17 protein-coding genes and 1 pseudogene are annotated in these 21,476 nt (G+C 59.5%); 13 read left to right on the top strand and 5 right to left on the bottom strand.

Going from position 1 to position 21,476, the window contains the following annotated elements; all coding sequences use genetic code 11:
* Positions 1 to 21 precede the first annotated feature (21 nt).
* A complete protein-coding gene (locus FYJ40_RS06675) occupies positions 22 to 1,452 on the top strand; it encodes a PLP-dependent aminotransferase family protein (RefSeq protein WP_154517084.1) in 1,431 nt (476 codons plus the stop codon).
* A gap of 545 nt (positions 1,453 to 1,997) precedes the next feature.
* Positions 1,998 to 2,870 (top strand): hypothetical protein, encoded by an 873-nt coding sequence (locus tag FYJ40_RS06670; RefSeq protein ID WP_154517087.1) that lies wholly within the window; start codon positions 1,998 to 2,000, stop codon positions 2,868 to 2,870.
* Between the two features lie 249 nt (positions 2,871 to 3,119).
* Here the strand turns inward: FYJ40_RS06670 and FYJ40_RS06665 are convergent, their stop codons facing one another.
* The gene (locus tag FYJ40_RS06665; protein WP_370450630.1) at positions 3,120 to 3,683 is read right to left on the bottom strand and encodes a ferritin family protein; all 564 of its coding nucleotides are present in this window, start codon (positions 3,681 to 3,683) and stop codon (positions 3,120 to 3,122) included.
* 402 nt (positions 3,684 to 4,085) lie between these two features.
* Between FYJ40_RS06665 and FYJ40_RS09230 the strand changes: the two are divergent.
* The 7 genes and pseudogenes from FYJ40_RS09230 to FYJ40_RS06635 all read left to right on the top strand — a co-directional run.
* Positions 4,086 to 4,280 (top strand): annotated as a pseudogene (locus FYJ40_RS09230) (iron-containing alcohol dehydrogenase); the annotation flags it as partial.
* Between the two features lie 31 nt (positions 4,281 to 4,311).
* A complete protein-coding gene (locus tag FYJ40_RS09015) occupies positions 4,312 to 4,599 on the top strand; it encodes a hypothetical protein (protein ID WP_229770703.1) in 288 nt (95 codons plus the stop codon).
* A gap of 8 nt (positions 4,600 to 4,607) precedes the next feature.
* A complete protein-coding gene (locus tag FYJ40_RS06655) occupies positions 4,608 to 5,987 on the top strand; it encodes an aldehyde dehydrogenase (RefSeq protein ID WP_154517093.1) in 1,380 nt (459 codons plus the stop codon).
* 123 nt (positions 5,988 to 6,110) lie between these two features.
* Positions 6,111 to 6,437 carry an HIRAN domain-containing protein gene (locus FYJ40_RS06650; RefSeq protein ID WP_035137041.1) on the top strand — a complete coding sequence of 109 codons (327 nt, stop codon included), beginning with the start codon at positions 6,111 to 6,113 and terminating at the stop codon, positions 6,435 to 6,437.
* Between the two features lie 18 nt (positions 6,438 to 6,455).
* Positions 6,456 to 6,635 (top strand): hypothetical protein, encoded by a 180-nt coding sequence (locus tag FYJ40_RS06645; protein ID WP_154517096.1) that lies wholly within the window; start codon positions 6,456 to 6,458, stop codon positions 6,633 to 6,635.
* A gap of 66 nt (positions 6,636 to 6,701) precedes the next feature.
* Positions 6,702 to 7,247 (top strand): metallophosphoesterase, encoded by a 546-nt coding sequence (locus FYJ40_RS06640; protein ID WP_229770702.1) that lies wholly within the window; start codon positions 6,702 to 6,704, stop codon positions 7,245 to 7,247.
* A 150-nt stretch (positions 7,248 to 7,397) separates the two neighbouring features.
* Positions 7,398 to 9,155: a DUF2130 domain-containing protein gene (locus FYJ40_RS06635; RefSeq protein ID WP_154517102.1), complete on the top strand. Its 1,758-nt coding sequence runs from the start codon at positions 7,398 to 7,400 to the stop codon at positions 9,153 to 9,155.
* A gap of 79 nt (positions 9,156 to 9,234) precedes the next feature.
* Here the strand turns inward: FYJ40_RS06635 and FYJ40_RS06630 are convergent, their stop codons facing one another.
* From FYJ40_RS06630 to FYJ40_RS06620, 3 genes are all read right to left on the bottom strand, one after another.
* Positions 9,235 to 11,916 carry an RNA helicase gene (locus FYJ40_RS06630; RefSeq protein ID WP_154517105.1) on the bottom strand — a complete coding sequence of 894 codons (2,682 nt, stop codon included), beginning with the start codon at positions 11,914 to 11,916 and terminating at the stop codon, positions 9,235 to 9,237.
* 267 nt (positions 11,917 to 12,183) lie between these two features.
* On the bottom strand, positions 12,184 to 13,065 hold the full coding sequence (locus FYJ40_RS06625) for a tRNA (guanosine(46)-N(7))-methyltransferase TrmB (RefSeq protein WP_154517108.1): 882 nt from the start codon (positions 13,063 to 13,065) through the stop codon (positions 12,184 to 12,186).
* A 120-nt stretch (positions 13,066 to 13,185) separates the two neighbouring features.
* Positions 13,186 to 14,058, bottom strand: coding sequence for a class I SAM-dependent methyltransferase (locus tag FYJ40_RS06620; RefSeq protein WP_154517111.1), 873 nt, complete (start codon positions 14,056 to 14,058; stop codon positions 13,186 to 13,188).
* A gap of 267 nt (positions 14,059 to 14,325) precedes the next feature.
* Between FYJ40_RS06620 and FYJ40_RS06615 the strand changes: the two genes are divergently transcribed.
* The 4 genes from FYJ40_RS06615 to FYJ40_RS06600 all read left to right on the top strand — a co-directional run bounded on the left by FYJ40_RS06615 (position 14,326) and on the right by FYJ40_RS06600 (position 18,819).
* Positions 14,326 to 15,042, top strand: a complete 717-nt coding sequence (locus tag FYJ40_RS06615) for a helix-turn-helix domain-containing protein (protein WP_154517114.1) — start codon at positions 14,326 to 14,328, stop codon at positions 15,040 to 15,042.
* Positions 15,042 to 15,938 carry a DUF4097 family beta strand repeat-containing protein gene (locus FYJ40_RS06610; protein ID WP_195838579.1) on the top strand — a complete coding sequence of 299 codons (897 nt, stop codon included), beginning with the start codon at positions 15,042 to 15,044 and terminating at the stop codon, positions 15,936 to 15,938. Before FYJ40_RS06615 ends, FYJ40_RS06610 begins: the two co-directional genes overlap by 1 nt.
* A 97-nt stretch (positions 15,939 to 16,035) precedes the next feature.
* The gene (locus tag FYJ40_RS06605; RefSeq protein ID WP_154517120.1) at positions 16,036 to 17,943 is read left to right on the top strand and encodes an elongator complex protein 3; all 1,908 of its coding nucleotides are present in this window, start codon (positions 16,036 to 16,038) and stop codon (positions 17,941 to 17,943) included.
* Positions 17,944 to 18,819 (top strand): spermidine synthase, encoded by an 876-nt coding sequence (locus FYJ40_RS06600; RefSeq protein ID WP_154517123.1) that lies wholly within the window; start codon positions 17,944 to 17,946, stop codon positions 18,817 to 18,819. It abuts the gene before it with no gap.
* 204 nt (positions 18,820 to 19,023) lie between these two features.
* On the opposite strand, the gene FYJ40_RS06595 is transcribed toward FYJ40_RS06600, so the two are convergent.
* Entirely contained in the window at positions 19,024 to 21,468 is a 2,445-nt protein-coding gene (locus tag FYJ40_RS06595; RefSeq protein WP_370450625.1) for a DEAD/DEAH box helicase, read from the bottom strand.
* Positions 21,469 to 21,476: the final 8 nt, after the last annotated feature.

Here is a 21,476-nt window from a genome sequence, read left to right as displayed (position 1 = left end):
ATAAGGTCAGGTGATAAACTCATGCTTGACTACAATTTGGAAAAACGCGGCGAAGCATCGCTCTATGAGTATATTTACCAGCAAATTCGAGATGATATCGTTGCTGGACGCATTGCGGCGGGGGAGCATCTTCCGTCTAAGCGCGCCTTTGCCAATCATCTGGGAATCAGTGTCATTACCATCGAGAATGCATATAGCCAGTTACTTGCCGAGGGCTATATTTGCTCAATGCCGCGTCGTGGCTACTACGCTTGCGAGCTTCCGGATGCACCGGTTTTGGCTTCGGCTGCAGAGGGCATCGACCGGGATGCCGTCTCTGCGGGTTCCGGCGCGCATGATGTCAACGGACAGGTCGAGCGATTCGATGCACTTTCTCCTTCTGCTTTGGAGGCGGCGCGGCTTTGGCAAAGCGCGCTGCGGGCGACGCTGGCATCCGAAGACGAGCGCGAAATCTTTTCGACCGCGCCGGCACAGGGCACCACTCGGCTACGACGCGCAATTGCCCACCATCTGCGCGGGACAAGGGGTATGAATGTCGACCCCAACAACGTTGTTATCGGCGCAGGCGCCCAGCTGCTCGATACCATGTTGGTTCAGTTGCTTGGCGCCGACAAGGTGTATGCCGTTGAGGACCCGGGCTATTTGCGCCTAACGCGCATCTATCAGGCTATGGGTTGCAAAGTTCGACATATCCCGTTGGATGATGAGGGCGTAGACTTGAGCGCTCTGCAGAAAACGGGGACCGATGTCCTTCACCTGATGCCGTCCCATCAGTATCCGACCGGCCTGGTGACGAGCATTGCGCGTCGCTATGCGCTGCTGAGCTGGGCCGCCGAGCGACCAGGTCGATATCTCATCGAAGATGACTTTGATTGCGAGTTTCGTCTGGCCGGCAAGCCGATTCCCGCGCTTGCTTCGATCGATGCCGCTCAATCGGTCATCTACACCAACACGTTTTCGAAGAGCCTTTCATCGGCGTTGCGTCTAGCGTACATGGTGTTGCCCGATGAGCTGATGGAGCGGTTTAGGTGCAACCTTGGTTTCTACGCCTCGTCGGTGAGCTCTGTCGACCAGGTCGCTTTGGCTCGTTTGCTGGAATCGGGTGATTACGAGCGACATGTGAACCGCGTGCGCGTTCGTGCTCGTGAGGCGCGTGATGGCCTGGCGGCGCTTGTACGGAATGCGTTTCCAGCAGGAGAGGTTTCGATCGAGCATGCAGACGCAGGTCTTTACTGCACCGTGGTTGCGGAGCGGGGAACGGGCGGAAGCTCTTTTGCGCAGGTCCTCACGCGCTCGAGCATCCCTTTTATCGATATCAGTAACTGTTATTGGTGTGCCGATGGCGCATTTGTCCCTGAAAACTCAACTCATATTCTTGTCCAGTATGACGACCTGAGTCCGGAGGTGCTTAATACCCTGGAATCGCAGCTCATAGGGCACTCTGTAACCTAAGTGAGTAGGCTTTTGGCACTTTGGCGACCAGACAGTTTTGTAACAAGCTATCTACCTGTGGTTTTGAGAAGTGGGATCATCGGTCTGCTCGGGATGTTCCAAAAAGTCCACTCACTTGCCGCGCAAAGCTTCTGCATGAGAAAAAATGGGGTTTTCAACAGGGCTTCGTCCAGTTCTCGGTAAGCTTTTGGCCAGTTGGGGAGGGCTGTTGAAAACCTTGCAGTTCGTTCGGAGCCATTTTTGGTGCGTTCGCGCCAATGAGAGACCGACTGGGTTGAAATTCGTGCTTTCCTGTGCCTATGAAGGATCTACTTTGTGACATAACGGCTTTTAGGTACTGGCGTTTGCCCCCTCAAGTCCTCGCATTGTGTCCTCCGCTTCCGCGGCCGGATGAAGACCGGCAGCGATATGACCTCGTCCGCAACCCGACGGCTGCGGTCGCGCTCGGTTTTCCGTTGTATACATTGGTTCGGACGAGAAACAAACGGACTTGCCCTGCCAACATTAGGCAGCGGCTGTTTCTTGGTGAACTCCCCAGGGAATCCGTGCTGGAAACGGAGCATGGATTTTTGGTCACGTCTCCTCTACTGACGGCATTTATCATGTCTCGACATCTGACGGATCTCCAACTTCTTCTGGTATTGGCGGAGATGTGCGGCTTGTTTGCGGTATGCGCTCTGCCGGCGGCACTTGAGGCGGAGCTTTCGCATGCAATTGATTCGGGTGCGATTTCGACAGCGTTGGGTTGGGTGCGCTGCCCGTCCGGGGGCGGCGCCGCCTCAAATTTGTGGCGTCGCGACGCTTTGGTTTTGGATGGGGACCTTGACCGTTTTTGTTCAGATGTTTGCGGGATGCGTTACGGCAATCGATTTATGGCGGTGTCGCAACTCGTTCCATTGGGTGCCGCTTCGCCTTTTGAGGTCGAGGCGTATTTGTTGCTTGGACTGCCGCGAGCCCTGGGAGGTGAAGGGTTTTGCGGCATAGAGCTCAATGTCAAAGTGGTGCTAAGCACAAGTGCTCGAGCGATTGTAGGAAAGACCCGCGTATATATCGACCTACTCCTTTCTTCGCCGGACGGGAGGCGACAGGTGGCTATTGAATGCCAGGGAAAGGCCTCGCACGGGCGCGCGGGGGATGGCTTGCGTGACGCTGACCGCATGACGGCGCTTCAAGCCATGGGCTACGACGTGCTTCTCCTGACACACGGACAGATATCCGATGAGGATAGATTCCGTGCGATCGTTAAGGCCGTATGCAGGATGCTCGATGTTGAATATCGCGATAAAAGCTTGGATGAGCAAAGGGCTGAGGCATTACTCCGGTCTGAACTATTCGTTGACTGGACAAAATTGGGAGTAATCGACGGAAAGATGTCCATTGGACACAAAACAGCTCGATCGTGGACGGCGCGGATCTAAGTGAGTAGACTTTTGGCGTGATGGCGACCAGGCCGTTTTGCAACAAGTCATTTACCTGCGGCTTTATAGAGCAATATGGATGGTCTGCTCGGCAAGTTCCAAAAAGTCTACTCACTTAGTTTTTGACGAGAAGTCGATGCCGAAGGTGGCCCTATTTCAGGGCATTAACGAGTTCATGAGACACGAAAAAAGCCCGAACCATGCGGTTCGGGCCCTTTAAAGTTAGAGAATATCTCTCAGGCGGTTGGCTTAGCCAAAGTAGCGCTTGAGCAGGCCGGCGAAAGCCTTGCCGTGGCGGGCCTCGTCGCGAGCCATCTCGTGCACGGTATCGTGGATGGCATCGAGGCCAGCGGCCTTGGCACGCTTAGCAAGATCGGTCTTGCCGGCGGTGGCGCCGTTCTCGGCCTCAACGCGCATCTCGAGGTTCTTCTTGGTGGAGTCGGTCACGACCTCGCCCAGGAGCTCGGCGAACTTGGCGGCGTGCTCGGCCTCCTCGTGGGCCGCCTTCTCCCAGTATAGGCCGATCTCGGGATAGCCCTCGCGATGGGCGACGCGAGCCATGGCCAGGTACATACCGACCTCAGAGCACTCGCCCTCAAAGTTGGCGCGCAGGTCGGCAACGATGTCCTCGGAGACGCCCTCCATCTTGGCGACGCCCACGACGTGCTCGGCAGCCCACTCGAGCTTGCCCTCCTCCTGCTTCAGGAAACGAGAACCGGGAACGCCGCACTGGGGGCACTTAAAATCCTCGGGCAGCTGGTCGCCGTCGAACTCTTCCACATAACCGCAAACGGGGCAAACAAATTTCATGATTCGATCCTTTCGATGGATGGCGATGGGGCGCTTGTCCGATCCCGTAAGGGCCCTCTCCGGACGTGCGTCTTGACGAGTTCTATTATCCATAAATGCAACAAAATGTGAAGCCTATTAGGAATGATTTTTGATAAAACAATTTTGAGAGGTGAAGATGTTGATTGATTAACGATTGACAGGCCGCCTGCGACCTCTAATGAGTACAATCGGTCGAACAAATGTTGACCAATCAACAAATGAGGGAGTTTCCTTTAAGCATCTAGCCCGCTGCGCCTGGTGCCGAACGTATCAAACGGTTTTTCGCATCGCATTGCCGGTGCTGCCCTATACCGAGCCACGCATTCTGGAGCATGCTGAGAGAGCGCCTGCCAGGCCATTATCGGCTTTGGCGGTGGCTCGGCCATGGACTGTGCCAAGGGCGTGGGAGCACGCATCGCGCAGCCAAACAAGCTCATCAACAAGATGCGCGGTCTGCTGCGTGTCCACCGTCTCCTGCCGCTGCTTATTGCGGTTCCCACTACCGCCGGTACGGGAAGCGAAGTCACGCTCGCGGCGGTTATCACCGATGACGAGACGCACCACAAGTACCCCATTAACGACTTTGTGCTTATCCCGCGCTTTGCGGTGCATGACCCCGAGTTCGCGCGGTCTGCCCGCCTCCATTACGGGGCAGACGGGCATGGGCGCCCTGACGCATGCCGTCGAGGCCTTTATCGATTGGGTCGATCGAATGAACGCCGCCTTGGACATTCCCAAATATGTGACGGGCATTCGCCGCTCTGAGATTCCCGAGATGGCGGCGCATGCCGATGCCGAGGCCAATCCGCTGTACCCCGTTCTACTTTTGATGGACCGTTTGGAGCTGATGCGCATGTACGAGGTCGACGCGGGTGGTATGTTTGAGGGCGAGAACTAGGAGGGTCCATGAATACCGAGGAAATTGCGCGCATTGTCGGAGACCAGCGCGTCTACTTTAAGACGCACGCCACGTTTGATGTCGATGCTCGACGTCGTGCGCTCGTGAGTTTACGCGATGCGGTGCGGGCCCACGAGGCCGATATTGCCCATGCGCTCAAGACCGATTTGGGAAAGTCGCATGACGAGGCGTATATGTGCGAGATCGGCACGTCGCTTTCCGAGATTCGTCATCAGATCGCGCATGTGGCTCGATGGAGTCGTCCGCGCCTGCGTCCGTGCGACCTTGCCAACGCCGTGAGTGTGTGCAAAACGCAAGCCGTGCCCTATGGCGTCACGCTCATCATGGCCCCGTGGAACTACCCGTTTTTGCTAACGCTCGAGCCGCTCGCCGGCGCCCTTGCCGCGGGCAATACTGTGGTCATCAAGCCGAGCGCCTATGCTCCAGCATCGAGTGCGGTGCTCAAGCAGATCTGCGAAGAAGCATTTGATCCGTGCCTGGTGACAGTTGTCGAGGGCGGGCGCGCCGAGAACGAAGCGCTGCTCGATGAGTGCTGGGACAAGATCTTCTTTACCGGTAGCGTTCCGGTCGGCAAGCTCGTCATGGAGCGCGCAAGTAAAAACCTTACGCCCGTGACGCTTGAGCTGGGTGGAAAGAGTCCCTGCATCGTGGATGCGACGGCAAACTTGAAGGTTGCGGCACGGCGTATCGCCTTTGGTAAATGGCTCAACGTGGGGCAGACTTGTGTGGCGCCCGACTACCTGCTGGTCGATACGCGTGTGCACGACGATTTGCTGGGCCTCATCAAGGAAGAGGCGCGCCGTATGTTTGGCGAGCATCCGCTCGACAACGAGGATTACGGGCATATCGTCAATGCCAAGCATTTTGCGCGCGTGCATGGGCTGATCGATCCCGATAAGGTCGTGCTTGGAGGTGCTGCGCGCGAGGCTTCGCTCAAGATTGAGCCGACAATTTTGGACGGCGTGGCCCCCGATGACGCCGTGATGCAGGAGGAGATTTTCGGTCCCATCTTGCCGGTGCTGACGTTTGAGAGCCTAGACGAGGCCGAGACGTTTATTACGGATCGTCCGACGCCGCTGGCCCTGTATATCTTTAGCCAGGACCGTGAGGTTCAGCAGCGCTTTGTGCGTTACGTGCCCTTTGGTGGCGGTTGCGTCAACGACACGATCATGCATCTGGCTACGAGCCATATGGGCTTTGGCGGCATGGGAGCGAGCGGTATGGGGCAGTACCATGGACGCGAGAGCTTCGATACGTTTAGCCACAAGAAGAGCATCGTGAACAAGGCAACGTGGCTGGACGTGCCATTCCGCTATGCCCCTTACGCAAACTGGAAGCACAAATTCGTGCGCATGTTTGTGCATTAGAATCAGATGGCGTAGGGACAAACGGTCGAAAAGACGCAGGCAGGATGAATTTGTGTCCGTACGGACCCGTAGACTTCTCGGTAAGGTTAAGCGCCGGTTTATCCGGCCGTTAGGGGAGTTGCTATGTACGAGCCTTCACGTGTTCTTCTGTCGTTTCACATTGCGGGATTTCAGTATGCCGACGGCGCTTTGGTCCTGGGCGATCTTAAAGCGGGCGATAAACTGACGCTGTGCGCCGAGCGCGATAATCCCCATGATCCCGAGGCGGTCGCGATCTACTATGGCAAGACCAAACTTGGCTATGTTCCGGGAAACGAGGTCGGCCCGCTGTCCTTGATGATGTATTACGGCCATGAGGACGTATTTGAGGCCCGCGTGCAGCAGGTTGCCCCCGAGCGTAGCCCGTGGCACCAGGTGCGCGTTGGCCTCTATGTGGTGGATGCCCGCTAATCGGTAAGGGAGGCTGCCATGTTTGATGACGATGACCTGTTCGATCTGACGGACGATTCGTTTGAGTGGGATATGCTACTCGACGACGATGAACTGGAGCAGGACCGTAAGATGCGACAGGACAAGAAAACTCAGGGTGATGCGTCGAAAAAGAAAGACAAGCGCCGTCGCGGACTGTTTGGCGGGCTCTTTGGGTAACTGCCGCATCGCTGCGTCTGTATACTTAGCACGAGTTGGACGCGTTGCGAAATGAGGACTGAGACGATGATGTGGTTTACCGCCGACCTGCACCTGGGCGATACGAATATCTTGCACGACATGGACCGACCGTTTGGCTCGGTTGAGGAGATGAACCGCAAGGTCATCGATGTCATCAATGAGTGCGTGGCTGCGGACGACCGCCTCTATATTCTGGGCGACTTTACCTATCGTCTGCCCCTAGCGGATGCCGTGCGCCTGCGCGAGCGCATCGAATGCCAGAACGTGACGCTCATCCGTGGTAACCATGACGGCGACTGGGAAGATCCCGACGTACCGCGGATTTGGGAAGACGTGCGCGATTACCTGGAGATTGCTCCCGGCTATGCCAAGGGCCATCGTCTGGTTATGAGCCATTACCCCATGCTCAGCTGGAACGGCAAGGCGCGTGGCGCCATTATGCTGCACGGGCATATCCACAGTAGGGGAGACCGCACCAATACGCGCAACCGCGATCGCGAACGTCCTATCTTTCGCTACGATGTCGGCCTCGATGCCAACGAGTACAAGCCCGTAAGCCGTGACCAAATCCTAGGCTTCTTTGGATTGTAATTCTCGAACCGTCACACAAACCGCCACAAAGGGGACGGGCACCTTTGTGGCGGTTCTGGCGCCGTTGCCATTATGGTGGGGGCACCTTTTTTGTCCGTGCGGCGCGGTAGAGTGTAGGCGGTTGAAATTTGCGTCCAGCGAGGAGCTGCTATGAACGAGATCAAGTGCCCGCATTGTGGCGAAGTATTTAAGGTCGATGCATCCGGCTATGCGGATATCGTCAAGCAAGTGCGCAATGCCGAGTTTTCGCGCGACCTGGATGAGCGTGTGAAGGCGGTCCAGCGCGAGGGCGAGCAAGCGCTGGAGCTTGAGCGCTCGCGTTCGATGGCTGCCTTGCAAAAGGCAGAGTCCCAGCGCAACGCTCAGCTTACCGAGCAGAAGAACGCTGCAGCTCAACAGCTGGCACAAGAGGTTGCCAAGCGCGATGCTGAGCTCGCCGAGCTGCGCGCCAAGCTCGAGGGCGCTGCCGCAGAGCGCGAGAGTGCAAGCCAGCGCGCGGCGGTAGAGGCACGAGCCAACGCTCAAAAGGAGAATGCCGAACTCCAGCGCGAGATCGACAATTTGCGTGCGCAGCTGGAGCGCAAAGATGACGAAGCCAAGCTTGTCGAGTCGGCGGCGCGCAATGCTGCTCAAAACGATTTAGCTGCACGCGATGCTCAGATTGCCGAGCTGCAGGCCAGGCTTGCCGCGGCGGACAAGGCCCAGGAGATGGCGCTTGCCGCTGCTGCGGCAGAGTCGCAGCGTGAGCTCGATGCCGCTCGCAGCGAGGCCGAGCGCGCGCTTGCTGACTATCGCGCGAAGGTGCAAGAGAAGTTTTCCGCCGCAAAGGCTCAGTCTGAGCGCGAGGCCGAGGGCCTTCGTGCACAGCTTCGTGAGCAAGAACTTTCTGCAAAAATGGAGCTATCGAAGGCGGTCGCCGCGGCGGAGCGAGAGCGCGATGAGGCGCGTGCCAAACTGACGAGCGAGCTGGCGGTGCGCGATTCTCGCGAGGAACAGGCCAAGGCGGCACACGAGCTCGAGCTTGCGCAGGCCAAGCGCGCGAGCGATGACCTGATTCGCTACAAGGATGAAGAGATCGAGCGCCTTAAGGACATGAAGGTCCGTCTGTCCACCAAGATGGTGGGCGAGTCGCTCGAGCAGCATTGCGAGACCGAGTTTAACCGTCTGCGCATGACGGCATTTCCCAACGCGTACTTCGAGAAGGATAACGATGCGTCCGAGGGTACCAAGGGCGACTTTATCTTCCGCGAGTGCGACGCGAGCGGCAACGAGGTCATTTCGATTATGTTCGAGATGAAAAACGAAAACGACGAGACCGCGACCAAGCATAAAAACGAGGACTTCTTTAAGAAACTCGATCACGATCGTCGCCAGAAAGGCTGTGAGTACGCGGTGCTCTGCACGCTGCTCGAGCCCGAGAGCGAGCTCTATAACGTAGGGATAGTCGACGTGAGCTATCGCTACGAGAAGATGTACGTGATTCGCCCGCAGTTTTTCATTCCCATGATCACGCTCCTTCGCAACGCCGCCATGGGCTCACTGCGCTATAAGCAGGAGCTAGCGGAGTACAAACAGCAGAATATCGACGTCACGAACTTCGAAGCCAAGATGGAGAAGTTCAAGAATGATTTCGGTCGCAACTACGAGATCGCGAGCCGCAAGTTCCAAACGGCAATCGATGAGATCGACAAGACGATTAGCCATCTGCAGAAAACCAAGGAGGCATTGCTGTCCTCCGAGAACAATCTGCGCCTAGCCAACAAGAAGGCCGACGATCTTACCATCCGCAAGCTCACGTGGGGCAACAAGACCATGAAGGCGGCGTTTGACGAGGCGCGCGGGGCTGCGCCAGAGACAAACGATGAGCCAGCCGAGGCGGATTCGTATGAGGTCGAGGATACCGAGTAAGGCATAGCGTATAGTGCAAAAACGGGGCCGCTGGCGATATTGCCAACGGCCCCGCTTCGTTTCGTTCCAATATGTTCGACTAGTCCTCGAGCAGGTCTTCGATAAAGCCGACGCGGTAGTTTTTGAAGATGACTTCACCGCCGTCTTGCGTGGCGTCCAGATCGACATCGCCCATGATGCCAAAGTCGTGGTCGCCGTCCTCGTCGGCAAAGATCTGGTGCACGTGCCATACGTGCGCGGTCTTCTCGTCGGACTCATCGATGGAAAACATCGCGGCGCTGCGGGCATCTCCGTCGGTGAGGATTTCCTCGTGCTGCTCATGGTAGGCATCGAGGGCCTTTTGCCAGCGGATCTCGCTCATGCCCCAGTCGTCGTCGAGCTCGCCCAGGTCGCGAACGTGCTCACGGGCGGCAAGGGTCACGCGGCGGAAGAGCGCATTGCGCACCAGCAGCGTGCAGCCGCGGCGGTCCGCCACGACCTCGTCGATGCCCTGTGGCGGCGCGGCATCGAGGGCTGCCGGGTTGCCGGCGTTCTCCCACTCGTCCACCAGGCTCGAGTCCACCGAGCGCACCACAAAGCCCAGCCACGAGATAATGTCGCGCAGGCGCTCGTCGCGCTTCTCGATGGGTACGGTGCGGTCGAGCGAACGGTAGGCCTCTGCCAGGTAGCGAAGCAAAATGCCCTCGGAGCGGGCGATGCCGAGCTTTTGAATGTAACCCTTAAAATCGCTCGCGCTTTCCAGCATATCGCGCAGGACACTCTTGGGAGAGAGCTGGTAGTCGTTTGCCCAGGGCACTTCCTGGCAGTACTTGTCAAAAGCGGCGTCGAGCAAATCCTCGAGCGGCTTTTCGTACGTGACGTCTTGAATGCGCTCCAAGCGTTCCTCATACTCGATGCCGTCGGCCTTCATCTCGGCCATAGCGCGATCGCGTGCGGCGCGCTCCTGTGCACGCAATACCTGCTTGGGGTCCTCGAGCGTGGCCTCGACCATCGAGATGAGGTCCATGGTATAGGTCTCACTTTCGGGGTCGAGCAGCTCCAGCGCGGCAAGCAAAAACGGCGAGAGCGGCTGGTCGAGCGCAAAGTCCTCGGGCAGGTCGACCGTCAGCGCGTAGTCGATGTCCGGCGCGGCGTCAGCCGGAGCGTCGGGTGCGGGCGGCACCTCGGTGCGCACGACGACGCCGGAGTCGATGAGCGTGGCGAAGATCTCGTCGGCGCGAACCTCAAGCTTGGCCTTTTCTTCGGGGGTCTGCAGGCTTGTCTCGATGAGGTCATGTACGCGGGCTCGGGCATTGCCGCCCTGCTCGACCACACTAATCACCATAGAGTGCGTGATGCGCAGGCGTGGCTTGAGTGTTTCGGGTGGCGTCTCGATCAGGCGCTCAAAAGTTTGCTTGTTCCATGAGACAAAGCCCTCGGGGGCCTTTTTCTTTTTAATCTTACGGAGTTTTTTGGGGTCGTCGCCCGCCTTGGCCATAAGCTTGGCATTCTCGATCTCGTGCTCGGGTGCCTCGGCGATTACCATGCCCTCGGTATCGAAGCCCGAGCGACCGGCGCGGCCGGCAATTTGATGGAACTCGCGGGCGCGCAGACGACGCATTTTGTAACCATCGAACTTGGTGAGCGCGGTGAGCACCACGGTGTGGATGGGTACGTTGATGCCGACGCCGAGCGTATCGGTGCCGCAAATGACGGGCAGTAGGCCCTGCTGCGCCAGGCGCTCGACCAGCAGGCGATAGCGCGGCAACATGCCAGCATGGTGCACGCCGACGCCGCATCCAAGCAGGCGCTTGAGAATCTTGCCAAAGGCCGTGGAGAAGCTCGTTCCCTTTGCCGCTTCTTTGATGGCCTCGCGCTGCTCCTTGCTGGCGATGCCAAAATTGGCGAGCGACTGTGCCGTCGCAAGGGCGGCATCCTGGCTAAAGTGCACGATATAGAGCGGGGCCTCGCCACGGCGCATGGCGAGCTCGACCGTGCCCTCGAGGGAGGTCGTCACATAGTCGTAGCTCAGCGGAACAGGACGCGGGGCATCGACAACCAAGTCGCAAGCAGCGCCGGTGTGTTCCTTGAGCGAGGTGGCGATCGCGGTGACATCGCCGAGCGTGGCGCTCATGAGCATAAACTGCGTGTGGGGCAGGGTGAGCAGCGGTACCTGCCAGGCCCAGCCGCGGTCGGGGTCGGCAAAGTAGTGGAACTCGTCCATGGCCACGCAGCCCACGTCGGCGCCCTCGCCCTCGCGCAGCGCATCGTTGGCAAGGATTTCGGCCGTGCAGCAGATGACGGGCGCCTTGGTATTGATATGCGTATCACCGGTGATCATGCCGACATTATCGCGGCCGAGTACCTGTACTAGGTCGAAGAACTTTTCGCTGACCAGGGCTTTGATGGGGGCCGTGTAATAGCAGCGCTTGCCCTGAGCCATGCCCATAAAGAGCATGCCCAGTGCGACGAGCGATTTACCCGATCCGGTCGGTGTGCCTAAAATGATGTGATCGCCGGCGGCCAGGTCCATGAGGGCCTCTTCTTGGTGATCCCACAGCTCAATGCCACGGTCGCTCGTCCATTCAAAGAAGCGTTCGAAGGCCTGATCGGGCGTGAGCCATGGTTCGGGCTCGCTGCCGTCCTCGGGCTCCCACCAGGTGGGAGAGAGCGCGCCGAGCGAGCCAAACTCGGCTTCGGTTCCCGTGCCGCCCGAGAACGAGCTGGCGGCGCCGGCACCGGAGACGGTGCTGGCGGCGGTATCTGTCGTGGTCTGTGCCATGTGTTTGCTTTCTCTCGCGATTGTCCGCCAACTATTATGGCGTAGCGTCGCATCGATGCGTTCGCAGGCAAGAAAATGCAGGAAATGGGCGTTCTGCCCAGCTGTTTGGTGCAGTTGCCAGCTAAGTGAGTAGACTTTTTGCAATATTGCGAGCACATGGCTTTTGCGCAAAGGCTCTACCTGCGGTTTTAGTATTGGTTATGCGAGTTGTGCTTGGCTATTGCAAAAAAGTCTACTCACTTAGATTTGAGGGTCGTTTGCTGGCGCCTATTTGCGCTTGTTTGCCGAAGCCGCGACCATCAGAGGCCCCTGGGACTCCTGCGGTAAGCGCTTCTTGCCCTTGCGGGCGCGGTTTTTAAAGTTCTCGACGGCCTCTTCCATGCCGAGGGGCACGTAGGTGAGCTCATCGAGATTGTCGGGCAGGTAGCACGCAAGGCTTTGCTCCTGCGCGCGCCCCGCCGTGAGCTGTTCGTCGCTGGGCAGCGCGTCGGGAGTGGCGCAAATGCCATAGACGGCGGCACCCATCTCGCGCGTGCGGCGCTCGTATTCGGTCTCGGGATGCTCGGGATGGTCGCGGCGAACGTCGTCACTTACCCAAAGTGTGTCGTAGCCGGCCGCGGCAAACTGCCCCAGGGCGTAGTCGCGCAATGGCTTGCTGTCGGTGCGCAGCGTGACGGTGGCGCCGGCTGAAAAAAGCGGGCGGTAGAGCATCAGATGGTCGACATGGACGAGTCGTTTTTTGGCGTACTTGGCCTTGGGCTGCGGCGTGGGAAAGTTGATGGTGATGGCATCGAGCTCGCCTGTGGCAAACAGCTGCGGCAACGATGCGGCGCCTCGGGGCAGGACGAGTGCGTTGGTCAGTTCCTGCTCGCAGATTTTCTGTGCGGCATAGGCGATGCAGATGGGCTCCTGGTCCATGCCGATAAAGAGCGTGTTTGGCTCGTGGGCCGCGCGCTCTACAAGGTACGTTCCCTTGCCGCAGCCAAGATCCAGGTGAAGGTGTTCGAAAGACTTGCTGCCTGCGGGCGCACAGGCCTCGCGCCAATCTCCGGCATAGATTTCAGGGTTCGTCTCAATCGCATCGGCGTAGCGCTCCAGGCGCTCTTCGAGCACAAAGTTCTTAGGCGTGCGAACGTGGACGGCTCCCATGAGGCTCCTTGGTCATAAGTATGGAACGCATAGCTGCGCGTTCCATCAATGGGTTGAAAAAAAGGGTAGGCATAGCTTGCCCGAAAGATGCGGTACGGCTCGACGGCAAGTCGTCGGTGCCTACAGGCGCTTGAGGATTACGTAGCGGTTGAGCTCGCCACTGCGACCGTCGGCATGGAAGCGCTCAAGCTCGCGTACGGGGACCTCGCCGCTCTTGTAGAACGTGCGCACGCCGCGCACCAAGTCGGTGATCTGCTGATCGTCAAAGTGGTGGCAATAGCGGTAGGCATGGCGGTCGTTTTGCCAGCCAATGAGGTGGTCGCCGGCTTCAAACTGCGCGGAATCGTAACCCTCAAACGGCGGGGTGAGCTCGGCGCGGGCCTCGGCGCGAACGGCCTTGCGCGCCATGCGCTCGTCGTTCATAAACTCCCAAAAGCTAATGGCGATGATGCCGCCCGGGCGCGTCTGGCGCACCAGGGCGTCGAGCACGCGTACGCGGTACTCGCACGACGGCACGTGGTGCATAAAGCCAAAACAGACCGAGATGTCGGCGAGCGGGGCGTCGAAAAGCGCGTCGGGAGTCTCGGCGGGGTTGAGTTTCATGAGGGCATCGAGCACGTCGAGTTCCTGGAAGTGCAGGTTGGGAATGCGCAGGGCGTGACCGTGCGCATCGATGGCCAGGTCTTGGCACGAGTCGACGCCATAGAACTCAAACGGGCAGCTGGCATCTGCCGAGGAGTTTGCGCCGTCGACGCCCTTGGCGGCAAGTGCGCCGCCGGCGGCAAAGTTCTCGAATCGCATATTGCCGCAGGCGAGATCGAAGACGCGGACGGGATGCTCGATTGTGGCGACGTCGAGCTGCTCGAGCGCGATGTCCATGGTTCGCACCCAGCCGGGCCACGGGGCCTGACGCGTATCGGAAAAGGAGGCGGAGTGCTCGCGATAGAACGTGTTGTTGAGCTGGATGAGCGATGAGGCGAAATCGCGGTTCACGGCGCGGAACTCCCTCCGTTGGCGGTGCGGAATAAACAGTACGACCATACTACCGTTAACGCTGCAACGGGGACAACCAAGCTACGTGTCATTGCTTTGTTTGGACACATTTCCGCAGCTCATATGTGCCCGCAACCGCCGGTTGTCAAAAATCTCACTAGAATAGGTGGCATGCTTTTGGCGGTGGCGGATAGATTTTTAACTGTGCAAGGCGCCTTAAGAACAACAACGGTCCGGCGGCACGGCTGGCATCACATAGGAGGAACCATGAATGTAGAAACTGCGCAGCGGCTCGCCGACCTTCGCCGCAGCAAAGGCTTTAGTCAAGAAGGGCTGGCACGAAAGCTGGGGCTGTCGCGCCAAGCGGTCAGCAAATGGGAACGCGCGGAGAGCTCGCCCGATACCGAGAACCTGATCTCGCTCGCCAAGCTCTATGGCGTGAGCCTAGACGAGCTGCTCAATCCGAGCGACGAGATCGAGGACGATATCGAGTTTGAGAACGAGGACCGCGCCCGTCAGCGCGAGGCCGAGGCCGCGGAGCGCGCCCGCACCCATGAGGCGGCGGCACGCGCCACCGAGGCGGCAACGCAGGCGAGTGATGCTGCGGCCAAGGCGGCACAAGCGGCAAGCTGGAGTGCGCAGGCCGCCAACGCCGCTACGGCGCAGGCGACGAGTGGTGGTGCAGTTGGCTCGACTCCGGCGAAGGGCCCGTTCCAGTCGTTCCCGTATTGGGCCGTGTGCTGGCTACTGTTCTTTTTGCTGATGTTCCCGTTTGGTGCCGGCCCCTTTGCTGCGCTCATCTTCTTTACGATTCCCATCTATCACTGGGTGGCGCGTGCGCTCGATGGCGATTGGGCGCGCGGTGATATTCAGGTTGGTCCGGCATCGGTGACGGCTAGGGCTCGGAATGTTTCCGCTGCGGTTGATACTGACGTGGCTACCGCGACCACCGCTGAGCCGATTGCCAAAGAGGGTGATGAATGATGAAGCTTTCGCATGAATCCAAGGTACGCTTGGGCGTTGGCGTCGGAGCGTTTGTGCTCATCATTGGGCTTGTCTTTGGCATTTCGCGGCTATTGGCTCATTCCGATATGGTGCGTACGACCGGTATTCTATCTGGCCATTTGTCTGATTTTGACGATATGTTTGACGAGGACGATTCCTTGAATAGCGGTAACTATTCCGCTCGGCCTCAGCAACTTTCGAGTGTGACTTTTGATGCCGATGAGTTCCGCTACCTCGATTTCGATATCAATGCGGCTTCGGTGGACGTCAAGGTTGTTGATGGCAACAAGGCTCGCGTTATCGAGCGGGGGCGCGTTGCCGAGGGTATGGATGCCTCCAAGGCCGCGACGCAAAACATCGCATCCGTCGAGGACTCGACGCTCAAGGTTTCCCAGTTTGGAAGTGATGACGGTAAGGCAATCGATCGCTCAGTTACGGTTGAGCTGCCACGCCGTGTTGCCGAACATTTGAAGGGAGTCAACGCGCACGTGGGCTCGGGTGATCTGCAGATTGCCGGTGTCATCTGTGATGGTTTCGACCTTTTCCTGGGTGCGGGAGATGTAGAGTTTTCGGGCAGCGTGACCGATGCGCTCAGCGCTGAGGTCGGTTCGGGCGATGTGACGTTCGAGCTTTACCAGGCCCCCGCGAAGTCGATGGACGTGAGTGTGGGCTCGGGCGATGTGGAGATGACGGTCCCGAACTCGACGGGCTTTAAGGCGAGCGTCACCTTGGGCAGCGGCGACTTCGAGAGCGATTTCCTTCCGCTTGGCTACGACGGCGAGACCATTTTGAATCTTGAATTCGACAACGGGGATAAGTCTGCCACGTATCGTTTTGAGGTCGGTTCGGGTGACATGTCGTTTGATCCGGAGTGACACGCGGTTTTCGGAGATCGGTACATATAGGCGTGCTCTTTGATGAAGGCGCCGAAGCCGTGACGGGCTCCGGCGCCTTTGCCTTTACAATGGGGGCATGGAACAGATTATCTTGAACATACTTGAGGCCCTGCGTCGCGGCGAGACCGTAGACGACAAGGCGCTCGTCAAACTGATACATGCCGAGGCACGCCGTGAGGGTGCCGACAAGCGCGATCTGGCCAAGCGCCGTCTGCTGCCGTTCTACCAGCGGGTTAAACGTGAGGATCCGGCTCGTTGGGCTGCGTGGAATGTCGATGCCGATCTGGAACGTCAACTGCTGCAGGTGCTACGCATGAAGCCGCGCCGCACGGCTTCGGGCGTAGCGACCATTACCGTCATCACCAAGCCGTGGCCGTGCTCGGGCGATTGCCTGTTTTGCCCCAACGACCTGCGTATGCCCAAAAGCTATTTGCATGCCGAGCCCGCGTGCGCCCGTGCGGAGCAAAATTGCTTCGATCCGTATCTGCAGGTGAGCGCTCGTCTGACCGCGCTTTCGCAGATGGGGCATGCGACCGATAAGATTGAGCTCATTGTGCTCGGTGGCACCTGGAGCGACTATCCGGAAGGCTATCAGACATGGTTTATGTCGGAGCTTTTCCGTGCGCTCAATGACGATGCCGTCGCCGGCGTGGCGGCCAACCCCATGTTGGCGCGTCCGGGTGTCAGCCGTGCCGAGGCGGGGCGTCTGCTCGACGATGCACCCGCCGATGCCCTGCCGCCGGTGGTAGCGGAGCGCCGCGAGCGCTATCGGGCTGCCGGCATTGCGACAGACGAGGCCGAGCTCGCTGCCGGCGTTGCCGACGAGCAGGAGCGTGTGGATGCTGCCGTGGGCGGCTATAACCGTGCGGTGCGTCGTCTGTACGGCCCCGGTACGCCGTGGGGCGAGGTCACCGAGTGGCAGACGGCAACGATGGAGGAGCTCGAGCGTCAGCAGCGCATCAACGAGACGGCGAAGCATCGCGTGGTGGGACTCGTTATCGAGACGCGCCCCGATGCTGTAACGCCGCAGGCGCTTACGCTCATCCGCCGCCTGGGCTGCACCAAGATCCAGATGGGCATCCAGAGCCTCGACCAGTACCTGCTCGATATCAACGAGCGTCGCATTTCGGTGGGGCAAATCGAGCGGGCGTTTTCGCTTGCGCGCCTGTTTGGCTTTAAGATCCATGCGCATTTTATGCTTAACCTGCTGGGCGCCACGCCCGAGGGGGACAAGCGCGACTACGAACGCTTTGTGACCGAAGAGGCCTTTATGCCCGACGAGGTCAAGGTCTACCCGTGCGCGCTCATCGAGGGCTCGCGTCTGGTGGGCTGTTACGAGCGCGGCGAGTGGCGTCCCTATACCGAGGAGGAGCTGCTCGACGTGCTGGCCGATGACATCGTGGTGACGCCGCCGTTCTGCCGTATCAGCCGCATGATCCGCGATTTTAGCTCCGACGACATTATGGTGGGCAACAAGAAGCCCAACCTGCGTCAGCTCGTTGAGAACCGCCTGGCTGCTCGGGGCGACGGTGCGACGGTGCGTGAGATTCGCTATCGCGAGATCAGCACGGCGGGTGCCGACTTGGATGAGCTGACCCTTGACGAGGATGTGGCGTACGAGACGCCGGTGACGCACGAGCGCTTTTTGCAGTGGGTGACGCCGCAGGGCAAGATTGCGGGCTTTTTGCGCCTGTCGCTGCCCGACCATTCGTTTGTTGCCGCGCATGCGGACGAGTTGCCGACGACGCCGGACGAGGCGATGATTCGCGAGGTGCACGTGTACGGCATGGCGGCGCGCGTGGGCGACCAGGGCCAGGCGGCGCAGCATCACGGGTTGGGGCGGTCGCTGGTGGAGCGTGCGTGCCATATTGCTCGGGACGCGGGCTATACGCACATCAACGTGATCAGCGCGATCGGCACGCGCGAGTACTATCGCCATCTTGGATTTTATGACCATGGCCTTTATCTGCAAAAGGAGCTCTAGATGAACAAGCCGAGTGTTTCTGCCGGCGTTGTTGCCGGCGTTGCTCTGGGAGCCGCGGCGCTGGGCGCGGCTGCCGTCGCTGTTCGTGCTGCCTGCCTGCAGGTCACGCGAACCCGCAATGGGTTGGCGCGTGTGAAACGCGTGCACGATGAGGGCGGCGATGAAGTCCGCGTATTGGTGCAAGGCGGTGTCTACCAAAGCGCGAGTTACGTCGGCGAGCGCTGGGCGGAGCCCGTCTTTGCGTATTATCGCGCGTTTGACGACGTGTTTGAGGCCGAGGATGCGATGCGTGACGTTTATGGTCACGGTATCAGTCGTATGCTTATGCTAGGTGGCGGCGGGTTTGCCTATCCCAAATTTGCGCTGATGTCGCACGAGGGCCTGCGCATGGACGTTATCGAGTATGACGGAGAGATTACGCGCCTGGCGCGCCGCTGGTTCTACCTAGACGAGCTAGAGCGCGCGGCGGGCGATCGCCTGCGGGTGATAACCGCTGAGGCTCGCTCGTATCTGGGTGTGACGAGCGTGGGCCATCGTCGCTACGACGTGGTCGTGAGCGATTGCTTTGGCGGTGCCGAGCCCGTACGCGAGCTGGCGACGGTTGAGGCGTTGCGTTTAGTGCGGGGCAGCCTGAACCCCGGGGGTATCTACGTTGCCAATATCGTGAGTGCAAACGAGGGGAGCGATGTAACGTTCCTGCGCGACTGCGCTGCCACGGCACTCGAGGTATTCGCCCACGCCTGGGTGGTCCCCTGTGGCGATACAGAGTTCGGCGGCGAGGAAAACTGCCTGCTCATCGCCAGCGACGGCGACTATGTCTTTGCCGAAGCCGTGCCCTTTGACGCCGACTTCCTCGGCGCCGTCCTTCACGACTAGCGCGTCTTTCTGCGACCAGTCTTTCTGGGACGGGGCTTTTTAGCTGCTTTCGGATGCCGGCTCGCTCCACATCGGGAGCAGTCAATTTGGGACGGGGCTATTTTAGCTATCCCTGCCGCTAATCGGCCAAACCTTTCGCCTTACCTGCAAGGGCAGCTAAAATAGCCCCGTCCCAAATTGACTGCTCATATAGTCAGCCCCGTTTTAGGCGTGGTCGCGCCAGCTGCGGACACGCTGCTTCATACCCTCTATGTCGAGCACGCCTTCGGCAAAGCCCTTACGCACGAGCTCTTCGGGAACGAACTCATCGTAACGATCAAAGTAAGGCACCTCGCCGGGATAGACGAGCTCGATGGGATCGAAGTCCTTCTCGGCCTCGGCGGTGAGTATCTCAAAGAACGTCTCTTCGTCGGCCTTCATCTTAAACTGCATAAAGTACGGGCGCGACGGGTCGAGTCCGCGAAGGCCCAGCTCCGCGGCACATTTAATCTTGAGCATGCGCTCGAGCGCCAAAAAGGCATAGCTGCCCAGCCAGGGGAAGAGCACCCAGGTGTCGCCGCCCAGGTTAATGAGTGGCCTAGTGCCCGCACCCGAAATCTCGGCCGTATGGCGAGCCTGCGCCAAGCGGGCCCGCGCGTTACCCATAAGGTACGGATACGCGGCATGTTCGTTGAGCGCTTTACGCATGCGCTCGAGTACATGCGTGTTGATGTCGCCGGGGCAGTCGCCAAAGTAGGCCGGCACACGGCCCTTGACCTGCGTAGCAAAGACGGTATGGCGCTTCCAGTCCACTTCCTCGACAATCCAGCAGTGCCCGGCGATGGCGATGCGTTCACCGGGCGGTGGGGGATTGACGATCGTGCCCAGCTCGGCCGACTCGCTGCGGACGGTGAACTCCTCGTTTTCCTGGAACACGGCGTAGAACTTAAAATTGTTGATGATGCGCTCGCCCGCGAGGCCCACGATGAGCCCGCCGCCCTCGGTGACCTGGATATGGTCGATCTTAATGAGGTGGCGCAGCAGCACGCGATAGTCATCGGCTGAGACGCGGTGGAAATAACTGAGCGTGAGCACGCGCTGGGCAAGTTCTGCCGGCGTGAGCTCTCCGGTGCTGGCAAGCGTCGACATAGTCTGGTGATAGAGCAGACTGTAGGGGAGTCGATCGAGCTCGGGCGGCTCGACCCACTTTTCCTCGCGATAGAGTTGTACGAGTGCGATGCCCTGCAGGAGCTTCCACGGAATGGTTTCGGGCATCATCGTGCGCGGCTCGGGCTCTTCCTCGCGCATGACAAACCACATCTCGGGCGGAAGGTCGCGGCGTCCCGTGCGGCCCATTCGCTGCAAAAAGGAACTGACGGTAAATGGCGCATCGATCTGAAATGCACGCTCCAGACGGCCGATATCGATGCCAAGCTCAAGCGTAGAGGTGGTGACGGTCGTCTGTGCCTGCTCCTCATCGCGCATGAGCTCTTCTGCCGTCTCGCGCAACGATGCCGAAAGATTGCCGTGATGGATGAGGAAACGGTCAGGCTCGTGTCGGCTCTCGCAGTAGCTGCGCAGCATGGAACATACGGCCTCTGCCTCCTCGCGCGAGTTGGCAAAGACCAGACACTTGCGCCCGCGGGTGTGTTCGAAGATATAGCCCATGCCGGGATCGGCGTTGTCGGGTGCGGTGTCGGTGGGGTTGAGGAGCGCTTGCTCGGCGGCCCGGGGGATGTCGACTTCGCCCTCGGGGGCCGAAGAAGTGCAGCGGTTCCCGGAGGTAGCCTTACCCTGTGCCCGTTCGCGACGTTGACGGCGCTTGTCCTGTGTGGGCTGTCCGCTGTGGCACATGCCTTGGGTGTCGGCCGGCAGCGCCGTGGGTGCCGCTGCCTCAATGCGCTCGGAGGCAAGCACTTCGGCCTCTTGAGGACCCATGCTCTCGAATCCCCGCTGCTGTGCCTGGGGACCCGAGTTGTAGAAGTGCTCCATGGAGATGCGCCATACGCGGCGCGGTTCCTCAAAACGAGGGATAACGCAGTCACGTCCCGTTCCCTGTGAGAGAAAAGCGCCCGTGCGCTCGGGGTCGCCGATGGTGGCCGAAAGGCCAATGCGGCGAGGCTGCACGCCGGCCATGCGCGAGAGTCGCTCGATAAGGCAGAGCGTCTGCCCGCCACGGTCGCCGCGCATGAGCGAGTGGACCTCGTCGATGACCACATAGCGCAGGTCGCAAAACATGCGCGGGATCGCCATGTGCTTATGGATCAGGAGCGCCTCGAGTGACTCGGGCGTAATCTGCAAGATGCCGCTCGGCTTTTTGATGAGCTTAGCCTTGTGCGACTGCGAGACATCGCCATGCCAGTGCCAGACAGGGATATCGGCCTCTTCGCAGAGGTCGTTAAGGCGGACGAACTGATCATTGATGAGCGCCTTGAGGGGGCCGATGTAGAGGGCGCCCACGCTCGCGGGCGGCTTCTCCCAAAACTCGGTCAGGATGGGAAAGAAGGCCGCCTCGGTTTTGCCGGAAGCCGTGGATGCCGTCAGGAGCACATTGTCTTGTGTGTTAAAGATGGCATCTGCCGCCGCAACCTGAATGGAGCGGAGGCTCTCCCAATCGTGGGAGTAGATGAAGTCTTGGATAAACGGGGCGTAGCGGTCAAAGGCGTTCACGGGGCCTC

The organism is Collinsella sp. WCA1-178-WT-3 (M1) (assembly GCF_009696325.1).
GTDB lineage: Bacteria > Actinomycetota > Coriobacteriia > Coriobacteriales > Coriobacteriaceae > Collinsella.
Note: the sequence above shows the minus strand (reverse complement) of the source record. Positions and strands in the feature narration are given on the sequence as shown.

Coding starts and splice junctions, on each gene's coding strand:
- FYJ40_RS06600 (WP_154517123.1), top strand. CDS start 17,944: ATGAACAAGCCGAGTGTTTCTGCCGGCGTTGTTGCCGGCGTTGCTCTG.
- FYJ40_RS09015 (WP_229770703.1), top strand. CDS start 4,312: ATGACCCCGAGTTCGCGCGGTCTGCCCGCCTCCATTACGGGGCAGACG.
- FYJ40_RS06640 (WP_229770702.1), top strand. CDS start 6,702: ATGATGTGGTTTACCGCCGACCTGCACCTGGGCGATACGAATATCTTG.
- FYJ40_RS06625 (WP_154517108.1), bottom strand. CDS start 13,065: ATGGGAGCCGTCCACGTTCGCACGCCTAAGAACTTTGTGCTCGAAGAG.
- FYJ40_RS06630 (WP_154517105.1), bottom strand. CDS start 11,916: ATGGCACAGACCACGACAGATACCGCCGCCAGCACCGTCTCCGGTGCC.
- FYJ40_RS06610 (WP_195838579.1), top strand. CDS start 15,042: ATGAAGCTTTCGCATGAATCCAAGGTACGCTTGGGCGTTGGCGTCGGA.
- FYJ40_RS06650 (WP_035137041.1), top strand. CDS start 6,111: ATGTACGAGCCTTCACGTGTTCTTCTGTCGTTTCACATTGCGGGATTT.
- FYJ40_RS06675 (WP_154517084.1), top strand. CDS start 22: ATGCTTGACTACAATTTGGAAAAACGCGGCGAAGCATCGCTCTATGAG.
- FYJ40_RS06645 (WP_154517096.1), top strand. CDS start 6,456: ATGTTTGATGACGATGACCTGTTCGATCTGACGGACGATTCGTTTGAG.
- FYJ40_RS06655 (WP_154517093.1), top strand. CDS start 4,608: ATGAATACCGAGGAAATTGCGCGCATTGTCGGAGACCAGCGCGTCTAC.
- FYJ40_RS06605 (WP_154517120.1), top strand. CDS start 16,036: ATGGAACAGATTATCTTGAACATACTTGAGGCCCTGCGTCGCGGCGAG.
- FYJ40_RS06635 (WP_154517102.1), top strand. CDS start 7,398: ATGAACGAGATCAAGTGCCCGCATTGTGGCGAAGTATTTAAGGTCGAT.
- FYJ40_RS06615 (WP_154517114.1), top strand. CDS start 14,326: ATGAATGTAGAAACTGCGCAGCGGCTCGCCGACCTTCGCCGCAGCAAA.